The organism is Asanoa sp. NPDC049475 (assembly GCF_040676915.1).
Lineage (GTDB): Bacteria > Actinomycetota > Actinomycetes > Mycobacteriales > Micromonosporaceae > Asanoa.
In genome coordinates this window covers 308,792-325,329 of record NZ_JBFAPY010000007.1, presented here as the reverse complement: position 1 = coordinate 325,329, position 16,538 = coordinate 308,792, and the positions used below count along the sequence as shown (strand labels likewise).

The 16,538-nt window shown below is 71.2% G+C and carries 12 protein-coding genes; 6 read left to right on the top strand and 6 right to left on the bottom strand.

Annotated elements, in window-relative coordinates; genetic code table 11:
* The first annotated feature begins 4 nt into the window (after window positions 1-4).
* Together AB0J88_RS28800 and mycP are read left to right on the top strand one after the other, a co-directional pair.
* Complete coding sequence (locus AB0J88_RS28800) at window positions 5-1,369, top strand: WXG100 family type VII secretion target (RefSeq protein ID WP_364350173.1); 1,365 nt, start codon at window positions 5-7, stop codon at window positions 1,367-1,369.
* 362 nt (window positions 1,370-1,731) lie between these two features.
* Window positions 1,732-3,048, top strand: coding sequence for a type VII secretion-associated serine protease mycosin (mycP, locus tag AB0J88_RS28795; protein ID WP_364350176.1), 1,317 nt, complete (start codon window positions 1,732-1,734; stop codon window positions 3,046-3,048).
* 321 nt (window positions 3,049-3,369) lie between these two features.
* Here mycP and AB0J88_RS28790 read toward each other — a convergent pair whose 3' ends face one another.
* From AB0J88_RS28790 to eccCa, 3 genes are all read right to left on the bottom strand, one after another.
* Window positions 3,370-3,654, bottom strand: coding sequence for a WXG100 family type VII secretion target (locus AB0J88_RS28790; RefSeq protein ID WP_364350179.1), 285 nt, complete (start codon window positions 3,652-3,654; stop codon window positions 3,370-3,372).
* 26 nt (window positions 3,655-3,680) lie between these two features.
* Entirely contained in the window at window positions 3,681-3,995 is a 315-nt protein-coding gene (locus AB0J88_RS28785) for a WXG100 family type VII secretion target (RefSeq protein ID WP_089250010.1), read from the bottom strand.
* A gap of 82 nt (window positions 3,996-4,077) precedes the next feature.
* Window positions 4,078-8,040, bottom strand: coding sequence for a type VII secretion protein EccCa (gene eccCa, locus AB0J88_RS28780; RefSeq protein ID WP_364350182.1), 3,963 nt, complete (start codon window positions 8,038-8,040; stop codon window positions 4,078-4,080).
* Here eccCa and eccD point away from each other — a divergent pair.
* Window positions 7,959-9,557 (top strand): type VII secretion integral membrane protein EccD, encoded by a 1,599-nt coding sequence (eccD, locus tag AB0J88_RS28775; protein ID WP_364738059.1) that lies wholly within the window; start codon window positions 7,959-7,961, stop codon window positions 9,555-9,557. The genes eccCa and eccD overlap by 82 nt on opposite strands.
* Before the next feature lie 2 nt (window positions 9,558-9,559).
* Here the strand turns inward: eccD and AB0J88_RS28770 are convergent, their stop codons facing one another.
* Entirely contained in the window at window positions 9,560-10,225 is a 666-nt protein-coding gene (locus AB0J88_RS28770) for a hypothetical protein (RefSeq protein WP_364350185.1), read from the bottom strand.
* Window positions 10,222-11,298, bottom strand: coding sequence for a type VII secretion protein EccE (gene eccE / locus AB0J88_RS28765; protein WP_364350188.1), 1,077 nt, complete (start codon window positions 11,296-11,298; stop codon window positions 10,222-10,224). The genes AB0J88_RS28770 and eccE overlap by 4 nt, the downstream gene beginning before the upstream one ends.
* A gap of 98 nt (window positions 11,299-11,396) precedes the next feature.
* On the opposite strand from eccE, the gene eccB reads away from it, so the two are divergent.
* From eccB to AB0J88_RS28750, 3 genes are all read left to right on the top strand, one after another.
* Entirely contained in the window at window positions 11,397-12,800 is a 1,404-nt protein-coding gene (gene eccB, locus AB0J88_RS28760; RefSeq protein WP_364350191.1) for a type VII secretion protein EccB, read from the top strand.
* Window positions 12,801-12,937: 137 nt separating this feature from the next.
* Window positions 12,938-13,300: a hypothetical protein gene (locus AB0J88_RS28755; RefSeq protein WP_364350194.1), complete on the top strand. Its 363-nt coding sequence runs from the start codon at window positions 12,938-12,940 to the stop codon at window positions 13,298-13,300.
* Entirely contained in the window at window positions 13,293-14,615 is a 1,323-nt protein-coding gene (locus AB0J88_RS28750; protein ID WP_364350197.1) for a hypothetical protein, read from the top strand. The genes AB0J88_RS28755 and AB0J88_RS28750 overlap by 8 nt, the downstream gene beginning before the upstream one ends.
* Before the next feature lie 829 nt (window positions 14,616-15,444).
* Here AB0J88_RS28750 and AB0J88_RS28745 read toward each other — a convergent pair.
* Window positions 15,445-16,497 (bottom strand): DUF916 domain-containing protein, encoded by a 1,053-nt coding sequence (locus tag AB0J88_RS28745; protein WP_364350200.1) that lies wholly within the window; start codon window positions 16,495-16,497, stop codon window positions 15,445-15,447.
* Window positions 16,498-16,538 lie beyond the last annotated feature (41 nt).

Sequence of the window (16,538 nt, the reverse complement as noted above, 5' to 3'; positions counted from 1 at the left end):
GCAGATGGCTCTCGACTGGACGACCATGGTCAACCACGTCGTCATCGCCGGCCGTCCCGCTGATGTCGAGGACGCCGCTCTTGGTTGGCAGGAGCTGATCGGGAACGTACGCGATGTCTGCACGTCGCTCGAACAGGACATCAAGGGCATTGACGCGTTCTGGACGGGCAAGGCCGCGGACGCGTTCGCCGGACGGGTCAAGACCGTCAGCGAGGGGCTGAAGAAGGTCTCGGACGGCGCGGCGCCCGAGGGCGGCGCGGGCATCGTCGAGACGCTGCGCACGGCGGCGCAGGATCTCGAGGCGGCCCAGGCGGCGATGCCGGTCCCGGCCAGCATGCTCGGCGAGCTCATGGCCGCCCGCGACGCCCGGGTCACGCTCGCTCCCGGGATCCTCGAGGTCGAGCTCGAGTCCGGCTTCTTCAACAACGCGCCGATGAGCTTCGCCGGCTGGCTGGGCGACCAGTTCCGCAAGCTGCTGACGGATGTCGAGGAGGACGCGCGCCAGGCGTACGACACGGTCAGCACGCAGCATGAAACGGCGGCCGACCGCGCGCCCACCGCGACCGGGGTCGGCAACGTCAGCACCCCCAAGATTGATACTCCCGACCTTGGTGGCGGTGGCCCAGGCGTCGGCGGTGGTGGCGGCGTACCGAGCATCGGCGGCGCCGGTGGTGGCGCCGGCGGCTTCGACCCACCCAAGGTCGGCGGGAGCGGTGTCGGCAACATGCCCGGCCTGCTGGACGGCTCGCCGATCGACAAGCCCACTACTCCGGGCCTGGGCGACTACCAGCCGGGCTCCGGCCTGGCCGGCGCCGGCGGCGGGCTGTCGACGAGCACGCCAGGCCTCGGCGGGCTGAGCGGCGGTGGCCTTGGCACCGGTGGCCTAGGTGGTGGCGGTCTCGGCGGCGCCGGCTTGGGAAGCGGCGGCGGCGGCATCGGCGTGCCAGGTGGCCTCGGAAAGCTCTCCGGCGGCGGATCCCTAGGCAAGCCGATCACCCCGACCATCGCACCGATGGCCGGCGGCCCCACGGGCAAAGGCGGCGGCGCTACCCGCGGTGCCGGCGGCCGGTTGGGCGGCGGCGGCATGGCCGGCATCGGCGGTGTCGGTGGCGGAGCAGCCGGCGGCGGCCGGGGCAGCGCCGCGGCCCGCGGAGGCGGGGGCATGGCCGGGATGGGCGGCGCCGGAGCCGGCGCGGGCAAGGGCGGCGCTGGAAAGGGTGCCGGCGGGCGCGGTGCCGGCTTCGCCGGCGGCCCAGGCGCCTCCGGCGGACACGGCGACGAGGACGAGTACGACAGCTGGCTCTACGAAGACGAGAACGTGTGGAACGAGGGCACCGACGTTCCGCCGCCTCCGGTCCTCGGGAACTGATCAACCAGGCACATCCCGTGTTCCGAGACCGAGCAATCGAAGCCAGGCCCGCCGCGCCAGCGCGCGAGCCGATGCCGCCTGCCAACCAACCGCAGCGCGCTCACGGAGCAGCGCCGAGTGCTACGCCGCCATTGTGGGCACGCGCCACACCGCCGCCTACGTCCGGCGCGAGGCAAGGCGCTCCGCCCAGCTCGCGTCGGCTCGGCCGTGGGCGCGGTGCCAACCGACTTTTGCCGAGCCTGGCGGCTGTGGCCGTGGTGGGGTCGGTTGCCGCGATCGGGGTGAGCGGGCCGGCGGCTGCCGCCCCAGGCTCTGCTGGGCTGGGAGCGCCCAAGTGCGGGCCTGCCAACCCGGGATCGCCCATGACGGAGACCCCGTGGCCGCTGCAACGGATGCGGCCCGATCTGGCTTGGCCCGTCAGCGAAGGCGCCGGGATCACGGTCGCGGTGATCGACTCTGGGGTGTCGCCTGATCCTCCGGCGTTGAAGGGCAAGGTGCTCGAAGGGCGTGACTTCGTCGAGCCGTCCGCGCTCGGTCAATGTGACGCCGTGGCGCACGGGACGTTGATCGCCGGGATCATCGCCGGGCGGAAGCCTGAGGGCTCCGTGTTCACCGGGATCGCGCCCAAAGCCATGATCCTGCCCATTCGGGTCTTGCCCGATCTCGAGCCCGACTTCGACCCCGACAGGCCGAACATCATCGCTGACGCGATCGACTACGCCGTCGACAACGGTGCCGACGTGATCAATCTTTCGCTCACCACCGACCCGACGCCGGCGTTGGAGCAGGCCATCGACGACGCGCTCGAGGACGGTGTCGTTCTTGTCGCGGCCGCGGGCAACGACGGTGGTGGTAACGGCAAGAACCAGAAGGCTTATCCCGCCGCGTATGACGGGGTCATCGCCGTTGCCGGCATTGATCAGGAGGGGCATCACGTCGCTACCTCGACCACGGGGGCGTACGTCGACGTCGCCGCGCCGGGGGCCGAGGTTGACGGGCCAATGCCTCGGGGGGACGGGTACGCCCGGTTCACCGCCGGTGGGACCAGTTTCGCGACCGCGTACGTGTCCGGGCTCGCGGCGCTGATCCGGTCGGCGGATCCGGACCTGACGCCGGCGCAGGTCACCGCGCGGATCACCGCGACCGCCGATCATCCGCCGGAGGGGCGCAACGATCTGGTGGGGTATGGCGTCATCAACCCGTACCGGGCCATGACCGCGATCACCGGCGCTCCCAAGGCGTCACCCCCCGCGGCGGCGCTCGACCCGGTGGCGCTGCCTGCCGACCCGATGGGCAACACGCGCACGCTGGCGACCTGGACCGCGGCCGTGTTGGGCGCCCTGGCGCTCGTGATCGCGCTGTGTGCCGCTGTCGTCCGCGGCACCAGGCGGCGCAGGCTTACCACCGACCCGGCGGCGGCATGGGTCGCCCGCCAGACTCCCGCCGGGCCGGCCGGCGGGAAGGTCACCGCGCCCACAGTACGCACCCGCGGCGCGGCCAAACGACCGCACAAACCCGCCGGCGCACCGGTGCCAGCCACCGCGCGACCAGCGCCGAGCCAGCGTCAACAACCGCTGAGCTGGCAACCCACAACCCAGCGAACGCCGCCGACCCAGCAGGCTGGCGGCCACGCAACAGCGCCGAACTACAGCGGCCGAGCCCAGGTCCCGCCTCGCTGACCAGCCGCCGGGGTCCAACGCCTCGGCAAGGGATTCCGCCACCAGGCCGCATCCACCCGCGAACGGACAAAAACCCTGGCCAGGCGCGGCCGATACGCGATCGCCTCAGCGCCAAGAAGATCGGCAAGGGATTCCGCCACCAGGCCGCATTCACCGGCGAACGACAACACACCTGGCCAGGCACGGCCGATACGCGATTGCCTCAGCGCCAAGAAGAACGGAAGCACGCCTGGTCACGATCGATCCACGATGGACCGGAACGCGCAGCGCGGCCCGAGGCTAGGCCCTGGGCCGCGCTGCGCGGATGACGCCGGAAGTGGGTCAGCCCCACACCTTCGCGTTGTTGGCTTCTGTGGTGATGTAGTTCTGGTTGGCTACGCCGACTGCCGCACCGATCTCGTGCAGGATCGCGTTGATGTCGGCGACAGCCGCGTCCCATTGGGCCTGGTAGCCCTGGTAGGCCTCGCGGTCGGAACCGTTCCACTGCATCTGCTGCAGCTGGGAGCGGAGGGTGTCGAGGCGGCCGTCGATGGTCTTGGAGATCGACTGCATCTGCGACTGCGCGTTTTCGAGCGCGGCGTAGTTGACTTGGATCGGCTGCGACATGATCTCGATGTCCTTCGCTCAGATCACTACGGGTTCAGGGCCGAGTTGAACTTGTTAATCATCTCGTTCTGCTGCTCGTCGTTGACCTGGTGCGTCGTGCCACCCTGGTCGAGCAGGTCCGCGATGTTGTCCAACGCGGTCAGCAGCTTCGTGACATCGCCATTCCAGCGATTCATCAGGTTTTGGAACCCCGCGGAAGCCTGGCCCTGCCATGCGACAGCCAGATCGTCCAACACGCCCCAAAGCCGCTTGAGATCACCGTCGACATCAGACCTTGTCGACCGCACATCCCCCGCAGCCTTGTGGAGCGTTGCGGCATCAACCAAGAACGGCTGACCCATAACACTCACCCCTCGCTTGATTCGTGCGACACGTCCGGACTCACCGTAACGGACGCGGGCATCATGGCGCAGCCCCGGATCGTCATGGCTCTATCCAGGCCGTCTGGACCAGTTGCTGCCCGTCCTGCCGACGTACGAGTGTGCCTCGCCCTGCCGGTTGTGGGCTCGGTTTCAGGGTGCCGACCAGGGCACCTTCCTCCGGCTTGCCGGACATCAGGAACACCGGCGTATCCAGCTCGCGCATCCGCTGGATGACCTGCTCGTAAAGGGCTCGCGACGCGCCACCCACGCGCCGGGTCAGGATCACGTGCAGGCCGATGTCGCTGGCCTGCGGCAACAGCTCGACCAATGGCGACAGTGGATTGTTGCCGACCGACGCGACGAGGTCGTAGTCGTCGACGATCAAAAACAGCTCGGGGCCGTGCCACCAACTGCGGTTGCGCAGCTGATCGGGCGTGATGTCCGGCCCCGGCAGCCGCTGCTTCATCGAATCCCGCAGGAAGCCCACCATCTCGGCGAGCACGGTGGCTGACGGTGCGTAGCCGAGCAGATGCTCTCCGGAGATCGCGTCAAGGAGACCGCGCCGATAGTCCACGATGACCACTCGTGCTTCCTGTGGGGTATAGCGATCCACGATGGACCGTGCGACCAGCCGGAGCAGGTTGGTCTTGCCGGACTCGACATCACCGAACACCAACAGATGCGGGTCGACCGAGAAATCTACGCGTACGGGCGACAGGTGCGACTCGTTGAGACCGATCGCGATGCCCGGCGCGTCGGTGCCGGCCAGCTTGGTGAGCTCGTCGACCGGCAGGCGGCGCGGCAGTAGGCGCACCTTCGGCGCCGGCGGGTGCACCCACGACTCGGCGACCGCGGCGACCATCGCGGCCGTGCCGTCGACCAGCGTCTCCGGGTCGCCGAGACCGTCAGCTCGGGGCAACGCGCTCAGATAGTGCAACTTGTCACGGGTCAGACCGCGCCCGGGCACGCCCGTCGGCACGTTGAGCGCCGCCCGCCGGTCGATCTCGGACTCGGTCGGATCGCCCAGCCGCAGCTCGAGCCGGGTGCCGAGCAGGTCGCGCACGTTCATCCGTAGCTCGGCCCACCGGTTGACCGTGATCATCACGTGGATTCCGTAGCCCAGGCCGCGCGCCGCGAGCTTGGTGATCCGCGCTTCCAGCTCCTCGAAGTCCTCGCGCAGCGTGCCCCAGCCGTCGACTACCAGGAACAGGTCGCCGAACGGGTCCTCGGGGAAACGCCCGGTGGCCCGCATCCGCCGGTACGCGCCGATCGACTCGATGCCCCGCTCGGCGAACCGCTGCTCGCGCTCGTCGAGCAGCGCCGTCGCCTCGCCGACCGACCGCCGCACCGCCTCGATGTCGCGCCGCCCGGCCACGCCGGACATGTGCGGCAACCCGGCGAGGCTGCGCAGCGTGCCACCGCCGAAGTCGAGGCACATGAACGCCACCTCGCGCGGCGTGTGGGTCAACGCCAACGACGAGATCAACGTGCGCAGCAACGTGCTCTTGCCCGACCGCGGACCACCGGCGATCACCGTGTTGCCCGCCGCGCCCGACAGGTCGACCACCAGCGGGTCGCGGCGCTGGTCATAGGGCCGGTCGACCACACCGACCGGCACCGCGAGTCGACCGGCACCGCCGGGCCAGCCCACGGCCTGCAGACCCCGGTCGGGATCACGCTGGAGTTGCGGCAACAGCGCGTCGAGCGACGCCGGCAGGTCGAGCGGCGGCAACCACACCTGGTGGGCCGGCGGACCCTGGCCGCGCAGCCGCCCGGTGACCACGTCGAGCATCGTGACCTGCCGCGCCGGCTCGGGACCGCTGGCGACCTCGACCGGCTCGGGCGGCGCCTCCGGCAGTTTCGGCATCGGGACGTGCGCCATCCGATAGGGCACGACCGAGCCCTGCACCCGTGCCTTGGCGGCCTGCGTCGCGGCGCTGGCCTGCCGGTAGGGACCGGACACGTAGGCGCCGCGGAACCGCAGCATGGTCGAGGTGTCGATCTTCAGGTAGCCGTGACCGGGCGCGTTGGGCAGCTCGTAAGCGTCGGGAACGCCCAGCACGATCCGGCTCTCCACGGCCGAGAACGTCCGCAGACCGATCCGGTACGACAGGTGGGTGTCCAAGCCGCGCAGCCGCCCCTCCTCGAGCCGCTGCGACGCCAGCAGCAGGTGGATGCCCAAGGACCGACCGAGCCGGCCGATCTGCAGGAACAGCTCGATGAAGTCGGGCTTCGCGGCCAGCAACTCGCTGAACTCGTCACAGATGATCAGCAGGCTGGGCAGCGGCTGGAGGTTCTCGCCGCCGGCGCGCGCCCGCTCGTACTCGTGGCGCGAGACGTAGTTGCCCGACGACCGCAACAGCTCCTGCCGGCGTTGCAGCTCCCCGGCGATGGCGTCGTGCATGCGGTCGACCAGCGGCAACTCGTCCGCCAGGTTGGTGATCACCGCGCTGGTGTGCGGCAACGCGTCGAGCGACGCGAACGTCGCGCCACCCTTGAAGTCGACCAGCACGAAGTTGAGCTCTTCGGACGAATGCGTAATCGCCAGCGCGGACACGATCGTGCGCAGCAGCTCGCTCTTGCCGGAACCGGTCGCGCCGATGATCAGGCCGTGCGGCCCCATGCCCTCGAGCGCCGCTTCCTTGAGGTCGAGCTCGACGACCGCACCGTCGGGGCCGAGGCCGAGCGGGATGCGCAGGGTCTCGCGCACCGGGCGCGGTCGCCAATGACGGCGCGGGTCGACCGCCGCCGCGTCGCCGACACCGACGAGCTCAGGAAGCTCGGGGCTGCGGGACAGCGGCTCCTCGCTGGTGGCCTGGTGGGACAGCCGGTACGGCGCGAGCTGGCGGGCGATCGCCTCGGCGGCGGGCACCGCCAACGTGTCGGCCCGGCCGAGTGACGTGCTCCGGTTGCCCTGGTTGACCTCGATCCGATCGCCGTTGACCGTCAGCGCCAGCAACCAGCGGCCGGCGTCGCGCGGCACCACACCGGACAGGTCGAACACCGTGGTGCCGAGCAGGCCAGGGCCGGTGAGCTGGGCAGCGGCCGGAGCCTCGCCACCGTCGAGGATCACCACGAGGTGCGCCTGGGTGGTCAACGCCTTGGCCGACGGGTTGAAGCGGCCGCGACTGCTGAGCTCGTCGTCGAGCGCGTCCTCCAGCTCGGTCATCGAGTCGAAGACCAGCCGGACCGACCCGGCGCCGTCGACCTTGCGGTCGACCTGCACGTGCGGCAGCCACTTGAGCCAGTCCCAGTCGGCGACGCGTTCCGGAGCGGCGACCAGCGCGATGCGTACGTCTTCCGGCGAATGGAACGTGGCCAGCTGGGCGATCGCGGCCCTGGTCACCGCCAGCACCCGCTCCCGCTCGCCGCGCAGCGACACGCGGCCGAACGCCCGCAGCGACAACGCGATCGGCAGGTCCGGCACGGCCCGGAAGGTGTTCATGAACCGGCGAAGCGCGATGGCGGACATCGGCTCCAGGTCTTCGACGGGCTTGGTCTCGGGCGGCGTGACGTCGACCGCGAGCTGCTGTGGGCCGACCGCGACCCGGATCTGGCCGAAGTCCTCGTCGGTCGACCGGCGTTCCCACATCCGTCGCGAGGAGGCCAGTGACCAGAGCGCGTCGGGGGCGGGGTGCACCCACATCGCGGCCGACCGCTGCTGGTCGGCGGCTCGGCGTACCCTCTTGCGGATCTGGGCCAGATAGCGCATGTAGTCGCGGCGCTCGGCGTCGAGCTCGGCCTTCTTGTTGCCACCGCCGCCGCCCATCGAGCCGATCGCCATGCCGAGCATCGAGACGCCGAAGAGGCCACCGGCGATCCAGGTGACCGCCCCACCGCCGCGACCGGCGTAGAGGAAGGCCATGGCGCCCACGCCACAGACCATCGGCAGCACCATCAGCAGCTGGCCGATGCCGCGCGGCAACTGCTCGGGCAGCTCCGGTGGCGACTCGACCAGCAACTCACCGCGCGGCATGGCAGGACCAGGCCGGCGCGGTGGCCGTCGGAACAGGACGGTGCTCAACGCCAATTCCTCCCCCGGGGCCGGGTGGACACCGGACCGTGGCCATCGTATGTACTCTGCCGGAAGCGGTGGCGCCCGCGATACGCCCGGGTGCGGCCTGTGGACGAGGAGGGGACATCGTGGCGGGCGCGACGACGGCCGGATCGAGCCGTGTGACGATCGTGGCGCCGAAGACGCGGGTCGACTTAGCCCTACCGTCCGAAGTGCCTCTTGCCGATGTGCTGCCGACGGTCCTGCGGTTCGCCGGTGATCGACTCGCTGACGAGCCTGACGGCCGGTACGGCTGGTCGTTGGCCCGGTTGGCCGGACCGGCCCTCGACATCGCGCAGTCGCCGGCCCAGTTGGAGATCCGCGACGGCGAGCTGCTCTACCTGCGGCCACGCGGCGCCGAGCAGCCGGAACCGGTGTTCGACGACGTGGTCGACGCGATCGCGACCGCGACGCGGATGCGGCCCGGCCGATGGTCTACGGCTACCACCAAGGTCTTCGGCCTCGGGTTGGGCGCGGCCGCGCTGGTCGGGGGCGCCGTCGCGCTCGCGCTGACCGGCCCGCCGCGGGGTGTCGCTCCGGCTGTCGCCCTGGTCCTCGCGCTGCTGCTGCTCTCGACCTCGGCCGTCGCCGCACGCGGCTTCGGCGACCACCGCAACGGGTTGCTGCTGGCGATCGTGTCCATGGTGTACGCGGCCGTCGGCGGCCTGACGCTCTTCGCCGGCGGCCGTGGCCTCGGCGATCTGGGCGCACCGGACCTGCTCGTCTGCGCCGCGGCCGTGGTGTTCGTGTCGGCGGTCGCCGGCAGTGCCGCCGTCGCCGCGTACGGCCAGGTCTTCCTCGCCACCACCGCCGGTGCCGTGGGCCTCGGCGTGGCCGCCGCCATCTGCATGGTCTTCGGTGCCACTCCGGCCGGCGCGGCCGCGATCGTGCTCGCGCTCGCCCTGGTCGTGGTGCCGGCGATGCCGATGATGTCCTACCGGCTGGCCGGGCTGCCGGTGCCCACGGTGCCGTCCGGCACCGAGGACCTGCGCACCGACACCGAGACCGTCGACGGTGCGCGCGTGCTCCGGCTGGCCGAGCGCGCCGACGACCTGCTCGCCGGCATGCTCGGTGCGGTCGGCTTGATCGCGGCCGGTTCGGCGCTCGCACTGGTCACGACCGGAGGCACCGCCGGGTACGTACTCTGTGCGGCCCTCGGCCTGTTGCTCTTCATGCGCGCGCGCTGGTTCATCTCGACCGCGCAACGATTGCCGCTGCTCGGTGCCGGCGTGGTCGCCCTCGGCGCGATCGCGATCGGCGGCTTCCTGACCACGAGCATGCTCGGCCGCCTTACCCTGGTCGTCGCCGGACTGCTGGTGGTGGCCGCGATCAGCGTCGGTGCGGCGCTCGGTGCGGGGCGCCGCCGGTCACCGCTGCTCGGTCGTACCGTCGACATCCTGGAGATCCTGCTGATCCTCGGCATCCTGCCGCTGGTGGTGTGGGCGAGCGGCCTGTACGGCTGGATCCGCGCGATCCGCGAAAGCTAGCCCTACAGCCTGCCGGGCGGGCCGAACATCTGCTGTTCGATGTCGGTCGCCGAGATCCAGGCGACCCGGACCTGGCCATCGCTGAGCAGGGCGACCGTGTCGTCCGGGAGGTTCTCCACTTCGGATGACGCGTCCGGGTCGACGCCCAGCCGGGCCGCGACGTAGACCGCCTGCTGTGCCCACATCCGCTGCACCAGGGCGGCGTCGGCGACCGCGAGCGCGTCGGCCGCCGTGTCGGTGAGCTGCGCCGAGACGGTCAGAGTCGTCTGCCAGGCCTCGCCGGGTCGCAGGTCGAACACCCGCTGGCCTTCGACGTCATGCACGTGCAACACGGGCTCGCCGACCCGGCCAGGGATCTCGGGCCGGCCGCCGGTGACGACGCGTACCCGATCTGGATTGCCGACCGCCACCTCACCCAGGCCGTGCCACCGGCGTTCGTCGGAGGTGCGGACGAAGACCTGTGCGCCCAGCGCCAATGCTCGAAAGACGGTGACCCGGGCCAGCCACAGGCCGCCGATCAGCGCGACCCGGGTCGGCTGGGGCCGGAACAGCCGCAGCAACACGGCATCGCCGTCGGCACCCCGGCCGAGCAGCAGGCCGGTGTGCTCGGCGTGCATGCCGATAGCCCCCGCGGCGGCCGGTGAGATCGCTTGACCTGCGCGGGTCACCAGGGACCACCACCCGTCGGTGCTGTCGCGTACGCGGCTGGGCCCTGCCATCCGTCGAGGCGGCGCAGCTTGAGCCCGAGTTGGTCGGCTCGGCCGGACAGCGTGCGGGCCGCCTCGGGCAGGTTGGGTGCCGGCGCCGCCAGGCGCACCACCGTGCGGGCGAGCACCGAGGTCTCGCGCGGTCGCAACTCCACCGACAACACCACCGCAGCGGCGGGGGTACGCAGCAGTGTCGACAACGGTGCCTCGCGCGGCGGCAGCCCCTGCACCTCGAAGGCGAGGTGGTGCAGACCGGCCGCGTGGAACGTGGTCCAGTCCTCGGCGAGCGCGTCGCCGTCGAGCACGCCCGCGCAGAGCCGCACGGCCGACGCCAGTTGTTGCGGGCCGAGGATCTCGGTCACGATGCCCGCGCTGGACAACGCCTTGCTCACCCGGCCCACGGCGGCGGCCACAGCGCGGTGCACGCCCTCGACCCCACCACCGCGGCGGTGCGCGGCGACGGCCGCGTCGGCCACGTCCAGGCGCACGGCGACCCAGTCGCGCTGGTCGATCGGAGCCGGGCCGGACGGCATCAGGTCGGCTGCCAACTGGTGGTAGGACGCGACGCTCGGCACCTGGCTGGGAAGCAGGTGGTGTGGTGCCGGCGCCGCCCAGCTGACCACCTGTAGGCCGCTGAGCGGCAGGGTGACGTCGTCGAGCAACTCGGCCAGCCGGGCCACCGGGACGGGAACGCCGCGGGTGCCGGAGACGCCGAGCGCGGGTGCGATCGCGACGGCGGCGTACCACCCGCCTTCGTCGCAGCCGATGCCGACGCTGGTGCCGCGGTCGTCGTACCCGTTGATGGCATGGGGTTGCAGCACGGAGCCGGTGCCGCGGCGCTGACGCCAGCGCCGGCGGGCCAGCAGCTTCTCTGTCCACCATCGCCCGTCGCGACGGGCGTAGACGACGCCGGCGACGACGAGCGCGCAGACGGCCGCGACGCCCAGCCCGACAGGCGACCCGCTGAACGCGGCAAGGGCGACGACGACGATGGCGATCTCGGCGACGACGAGCCGCCACACAGCCGTTCGCATGCGCGTCCTCCTCCCCAGGGGCACGGCGGGGACAGCGTACGACGAGTCACCTATCGTAGGGTGGCCGCGTCGCGGAGTGCGGCCATCGGAGGGTCTTCATGCGCAGCCGGCAAGAGCAGGTGCAGGCGCACCGGTTCATCACCCGGCGCATCGTTTCCGGCCTGCTCAGCGGCGAGCCGGAGACCACCGAGCTGCCGATGCGACGGTTCGGGCTCGCGATGTTCGGCAGTGTCATGGTGGCCGCGATCGTGTTCGCGATCATCGGTGTGATCGGGCTGGTCAACCCGGGCGGCGGCAAGCCGACGACCGGCGAGCTGATCATCATGCGCGAGACCGGCGCGCGGTACGTGCTGGTCGACGACACCCTGCACCCGGTGCTCAACTGGACGTCGGCGTTGCTGTTCGCGGGCACCGAGAAACCCGCGATGCGGCAGATGTCGCGGGACTCGCTCTCCGCGTACGCGGTGGGCTCGCCGATCGGCATTCCCGACGCTCCGGATCCGCCGCCGGACCGCGGTGCGCTGCTGAGACTGCCGTGGAGCGTGTGCAGCACACCGCCGCAGGGTGCCGGCGCGCCGACCACGACGGTGTTCGTCGGTCGTGAACCAGCCGGTGGTGCGGACCTCGGGACCGATTCGGCGTTGTTGGTCAGCACGCCCGCTGACGACAGTGGACCCGTCGCGACCTATCTGGTGCTGGGCGATCGGCGTTATCGGGTCGTCGACGAGACCACGTTGACGGCGCTGGAGCTCGCCGCGGTCACCCCCGTGGTCGTCGGCAAGGCTCTGCTCAACGGCATCTCCGCCGGCCCCGACCTGCGGCAGCCCCGGATCGAGGACTCCGGCGAGACCAGCCCGCGTGAGGTGGGCGGCGATCGTGGCGAGATCGGGCAGGTCTATCGGGCGGGATCGCAGCGGTACGTGTTGACCCGCGACGGCCTGGTCACCATCGGCGAGGTCTCGGCGAAGCTGCTGCTCGCCGACGATCCGCAGGTGATCGAGATTTCTGCTGCGGAGGCCGCGGAGGCGCTCGTCAGGGGTGCGACGGTCGAGCCTAAGGACTTCCCGGCGACGCTGCCGGCGATTCCCGCCGCGCAGGCCGCGGATCCCATGCTGTGCGCGGTGCACGGCGGCGGCGCCGCGGCTGAGGTGCGCCGTTATGCGGCGGCGCCTTCGCCTTCGGCTTCCGGTGGCGGCTCGGCAGCGGGTCCGGGCCGGGATGGCGTGGGTACGGCCGACCGTGTGGTCGTGGCTTCCGGGAAGGGTGCGCTGGTGCGGGCCGAGCCGGCGCCGGGGGTCAGCGCGGACACCACGACGTACGTGATCACAGATCAGGGTTTCAAGTATCCGCTGCGTACCGACGGCGAGGTCAACGCGGTGGTCGCGCTCGGATACAGCGGCGTGGATCCGTTGCCGGTGCCGACGACGCTGTTGGCGTTGCTGCCCAACGGGCCTTTGTTGGATCCAGCCGCCGCGCGCAACTTCGTCCGACCGGCCGGATGATCAGGGCGGCGGGGATAGGGACGGGTCGAAAAGTGTCGCTGCCTAGCGCTAGTCTCGACTGTGGACGACGTGGAGTGAGCATGCAGCCGGCGGCCCCGATCTCCGGGGTCACCCAGACAAGACTGGACATCTGATCGATGGGGAACGAACAGACCAAGGTCGACATTCTTTCGCTGGAAGACTTCCGTCGAGCACTCAACGCCCGCCTGACCGAGGCCGAGACGCTGCTCAAGACGGTGACCGGCTCGGCCGCGGCACGGCCGCCACTCGGCGCGTTCGTCGACGCCAAGCGGATCACCGACGCGCACGACACCCGACAGGACGAGCAGGCCACCCGGGTCCGCCGCCTGATCGAGGCGATCAAGGCGGCGCAGTCGGCGACCGACACGATCATCAGCAACTACCGCACGACCGAGGAGCGCAACACCGCCAACTCGGCCGACATCGCCAACGTCCTCGGCGGCGTGCAGAAGGCACTGGGGGGTTCCAGCAATGGGTGACGCGGGCCGCTACTCCGGGATGAGCCATCGCGCGCTCTATGACCAGCTGTTCGCGGGCAACCCGTGCGTCATCGAGAACACCGTCGCCGCATGGAAGTCCGCCGAGCGCCAGGCCGACACCCTGGCCGGTGCGATCGACCGCGACCTCGCCGGGGTGCTCGCCGGCTGGGAAGGCGCCGCCGGCACCGAGTTCCGCGAGCGGATCGGCAAGATCTCGACCTACTCGCGCGAGCTGTCCGGCAACTTCCTCGCCACGCACACCGGGCTGAGCCAGATGAGCGCGGCCCTGGCCGACGCCCAGTCCAAGGCCGAGACGCCCGAAGAGCACGACGACAACGACAAGATGCTCAACGGCGCCGCCAACGGCGCGGCCAAGGGCGCGCTGTTCGGCCCGGCCGGCGCGGGCGTCGGCGCGCTGGTCGGTGGCTTCATGGGCCACAACCAGGACGAGGAAGAGAAGGAACGCGCCCGCGAACGGATGGCGGCGCTGGTCGCCGGGGTGGCCACCCAATACGAGGTGGCCGACCAGGGTGACTGGCGACCGTTCACCCCGCCGCCGACCGGCCTGCCCGAGGGCGACCCCAACCGAGGCTCCGGCCCGTCCGGCGGCCCGCGGGTCGGCGCACCGTCGATGGACCCCGGCACCGGTCCCGGGGGTTCCGGTCGCACCGGCACGATCGACACGCCTGGGCACGTGGCCAACGACCCGGGCCTGACCGGCGGCCCGGCGAACACCGGCACCGGCACGGTCAGCAACGGCACGCAGACGAGCGGCTCGCAGCTCACCAGCGGAGGCGACGGGGCCATCGCCGGTGGCGCGGCCGTTATCGGCACGGTGGGCGCACTGACCCAGTTCGGCGGGACTCCTGGTCCGACCGTGCCGGCGGGGACGGGGTTGACGTCTGGCGGCCTACCGCCGGGTGGCGTGCTCGGCTCCCCTGGCACTGCGGGCGGGTCGCCCACCTCGGCGGCGTCCGGCACGGGCAAGGGCGCCAACACGGTCAAGCCCTCTGCCGGGTCCGGGCAGGCGGCGACCGGTCAGCAGCGTGGGGCAGCGACCCGGTCGAGCGGGCTCAACGGCAGCCAGTCGGCGGCCGGGCGACCGGGCGGCAACAGCGCGGCCGGCCCGCGAAACGGACCGCCCGGCGCCGACGGCCGCACTGCGGCGACGGGCCGCTCCCAGGCGGCCGGCGCCGCCCGCACCGCCCCGAACGACGAAGAAGAGACCGACGAACACAGCACCTGGCTAACCGAAGACGACCTGGTCTGGCGCGACGCGGGCGACGTCCCACCCCCGGTCCTCGGCGGCCCCTGACCCGATCAGGCGGCAACGCTGCGAACCGACCCTGCGCCCGCCAGGGCGCGGGTGTGGAGACCTGCGATCGCTTGACGCCGCAGGCTCGGCGCCGCGCCGCCCAACGCCCGCGCGCGCGTTGCTTGCAGGTCGCAGGCCACACAGCCGCGTTGGGCCTAGACGGCGCGTTGAAGGCCATGGCTGTGCGCTGTAGGCCGCGGGCTGTGGCCTACCGGCTCGTGGGCAGTGGGCCGTGGGCTGTGGGTCCTGGCCCGTAGGCAGTAGCAGTGGGCCGTGGGCTGTGGGCCGTGGCCCGTGGGCAGTAGCAGAGGGCTGTAGGCGCTGGGCTGTGGGCTGTGGGCTGTGGGCCGTGGCGTAAGGCCCGTCAGTCGTGGCCGTTGCCCCTGGCCCGTGGGAGCGGGCCGTGGCCCATACGTCCCTGGCCCGTTAGTCGTGCCCCGGGGGCCCTGGGCCGTAGGCCCGTCAGCGCTGGAGGCCGTGATCGTGTGGGAGCTATCTGGAAGATCCAGGGCCGAAACGTTGATCGCGTGCGCCAGATCTGGTCGACACGCCGTCCCAGGACCAGACCAGCCACACCCGATCAAAGCCCACACCCGTCCGAGACCAGACCAGCCACACCCGATCACGGCCCGCGCCGCCAACAACCACCCGGGTCACGACACCCCCGCCGCAGCCCGACAACGACCAACCCGCCACGGCGGTCCGAGCCAGTCACCGACCCTCACGCACAATCAGGAGTAAACGGATGTTGATCTCTGTCGTCACCACCGGACAACCGAGACACCCCTTGCCATACCCATCAGCGGTAGTCAGGACTTAATCGTCCAGGTCAGCTTTTCTGCGTTTCCTTCGTGCGCAGGGCCTTTTCGATCGCCTGCCGCACGCGGGCGTCTTCGCGGGCCTTGCGCCGCTCTCGCCCGCGGCGCGTGACGACCACGATCGCGATCACGACCGCGATGAGCACCACCACCAACGACACCAGCGTCCACGGCACGGCCCACCCATGCGTTGTTGCATCGAGAGCGTCCAGCGACGTCGTGGAGCCCGAGGCGTCCGTGACCAGCGGCGTGAGGGTGGCGGTCGCGGTCAGCCGCAGCGCGGGCGCGACCCCGTGCACCGGCACCGACACCTTCCAGCTCTCCCCCGGCAGCAGTTCCGGCGACTGCGGCACCGAGCCCGCGGCCGCCCGCAGCCAGCCGAACGGTCCGGACAAAGACACTGCCTGTCGCGCCGACTCGGTCGCGTTGCCGGTGTTGTGGATCGTGTACGTCACCGTCGCGGAGCCCTTGGCGAAGGGGTTGCCCGAACCGGCGTACCCGACGTGCAGGTCCTCGATCGTCAGTTGCGGCGTCAGCTCGCCGCCGATCCGCAGCTTCACCCGGATGCCCAGCCGCCGCTCGACGTTGATGCCCTGCTGCTGGTCAGGCTGTGTCAGCGACGTGACGACACCGCCCACGTAGTCGCCCGGTGTCGCGTTGGCCGGCACCGCCACAGTGAACGGCACGTCGACTGACTTTCCAGGTTGGACAGTCACCCGCGAGTTACCCGCGCGCAGCCAGACGCCGAGAGCCTTTGACGGCTTGTCCCTGGTCAGCAGGTCGAGCTGGCCGGTCTGGGTGGTGAAGCCGTCGGACGCGTACACGGCCAGATCCAGTGCGGTCTTTCCGTGGTTGGCCACGACCATGGAGTCGTCGACCTTGCCGCCGGGGTTCACCGCATAGCTGAAGCTGGACCGGTCCGCGCCGAAGCTGTTCGAGGCGGTGCGGACCGTCCAGGCGACATCGCCGTCCGCTGCTCGAGCGGGGCTGGCGACCAGGCCGGTGGTGACGGTCAGGGCGGCGGCGGCCAGCGCCACGAGGGTACGAAGGGGCAACGTGCGCATCTGAAGTCCTTGAAAGAGAAAAGTGGACGGCGGGGCAGACA

What these genes read in the sequence shown, in the direction of transcription:
- AB0J88_RS28800 (WP_364350173.1), top strand. Translation starts at nt 5, where the DNA reads ATGGCTCTCGACTGGACGACCATGGTCAACCACGTCGTCATCGCCGGC.
- mycP (WP_364350176.1), top strand. Translation starts at nt 1,732, where the DNA reads ATGACGGAGACCCCGTGGCCGCTGCAACGGATGCGGCCCGATCTGGCT.
- AB0J88_RS28790 (WP_364350179.1), bottom strand. Translation starts at nt 3,654, where the DNA reads ATGTCGCAGCCGATCCAAGTCAACTACGCCGCGCTCGAAAACGCGCAG.
- AB0J88_RS28785 (WP_089250010.1), bottom strand. Translation starts at nt 3,995, where the DNA reads ATGGGTCAGCCGTTCTTGGTTGATGCCGCAACGCTCCACAAGGCTGCG.
- eccE (WP_364350188.1), bottom strand. Translation starts at nt 11,298, where the DNA reads ATGCGAACGGCTGTGTGGCGGCTCGTCGTCGCCGAGATCGCCATCGTC.
- eccB (WP_364350191.1), top strand. Translation starts at nt 11,397, where the DNA reads ATGCGCAGCCGGCAAGAGCAGGTGCAGGCGCACCGGTTCATCACCCGG.
- AB0J88_RS28755 (WP_364350194.1), top strand. Translation starts at nt 12,938, where the DNA reads ATGGGGAACGAACAGACCAAGGTCGACATTCTTTCGCTGGAAGACTTC.
- AB0J88_RS28750 (WP_364350197.1), top strand. Translation starts at nt 13,293, where the DNA reads ATGGGTGACGCGGGCCGCTACTCCGGGATGAGCCATCGCGCGCTCTAT.
- AB0J88_RS28745 (WP_364350200.1), bottom strand. Translation starts at nt 16,497, where the DNA reads ATGCGCACGTTGCCCCTTCGTACCCTCGTGGCGCTGGCCGCCGCCGCC.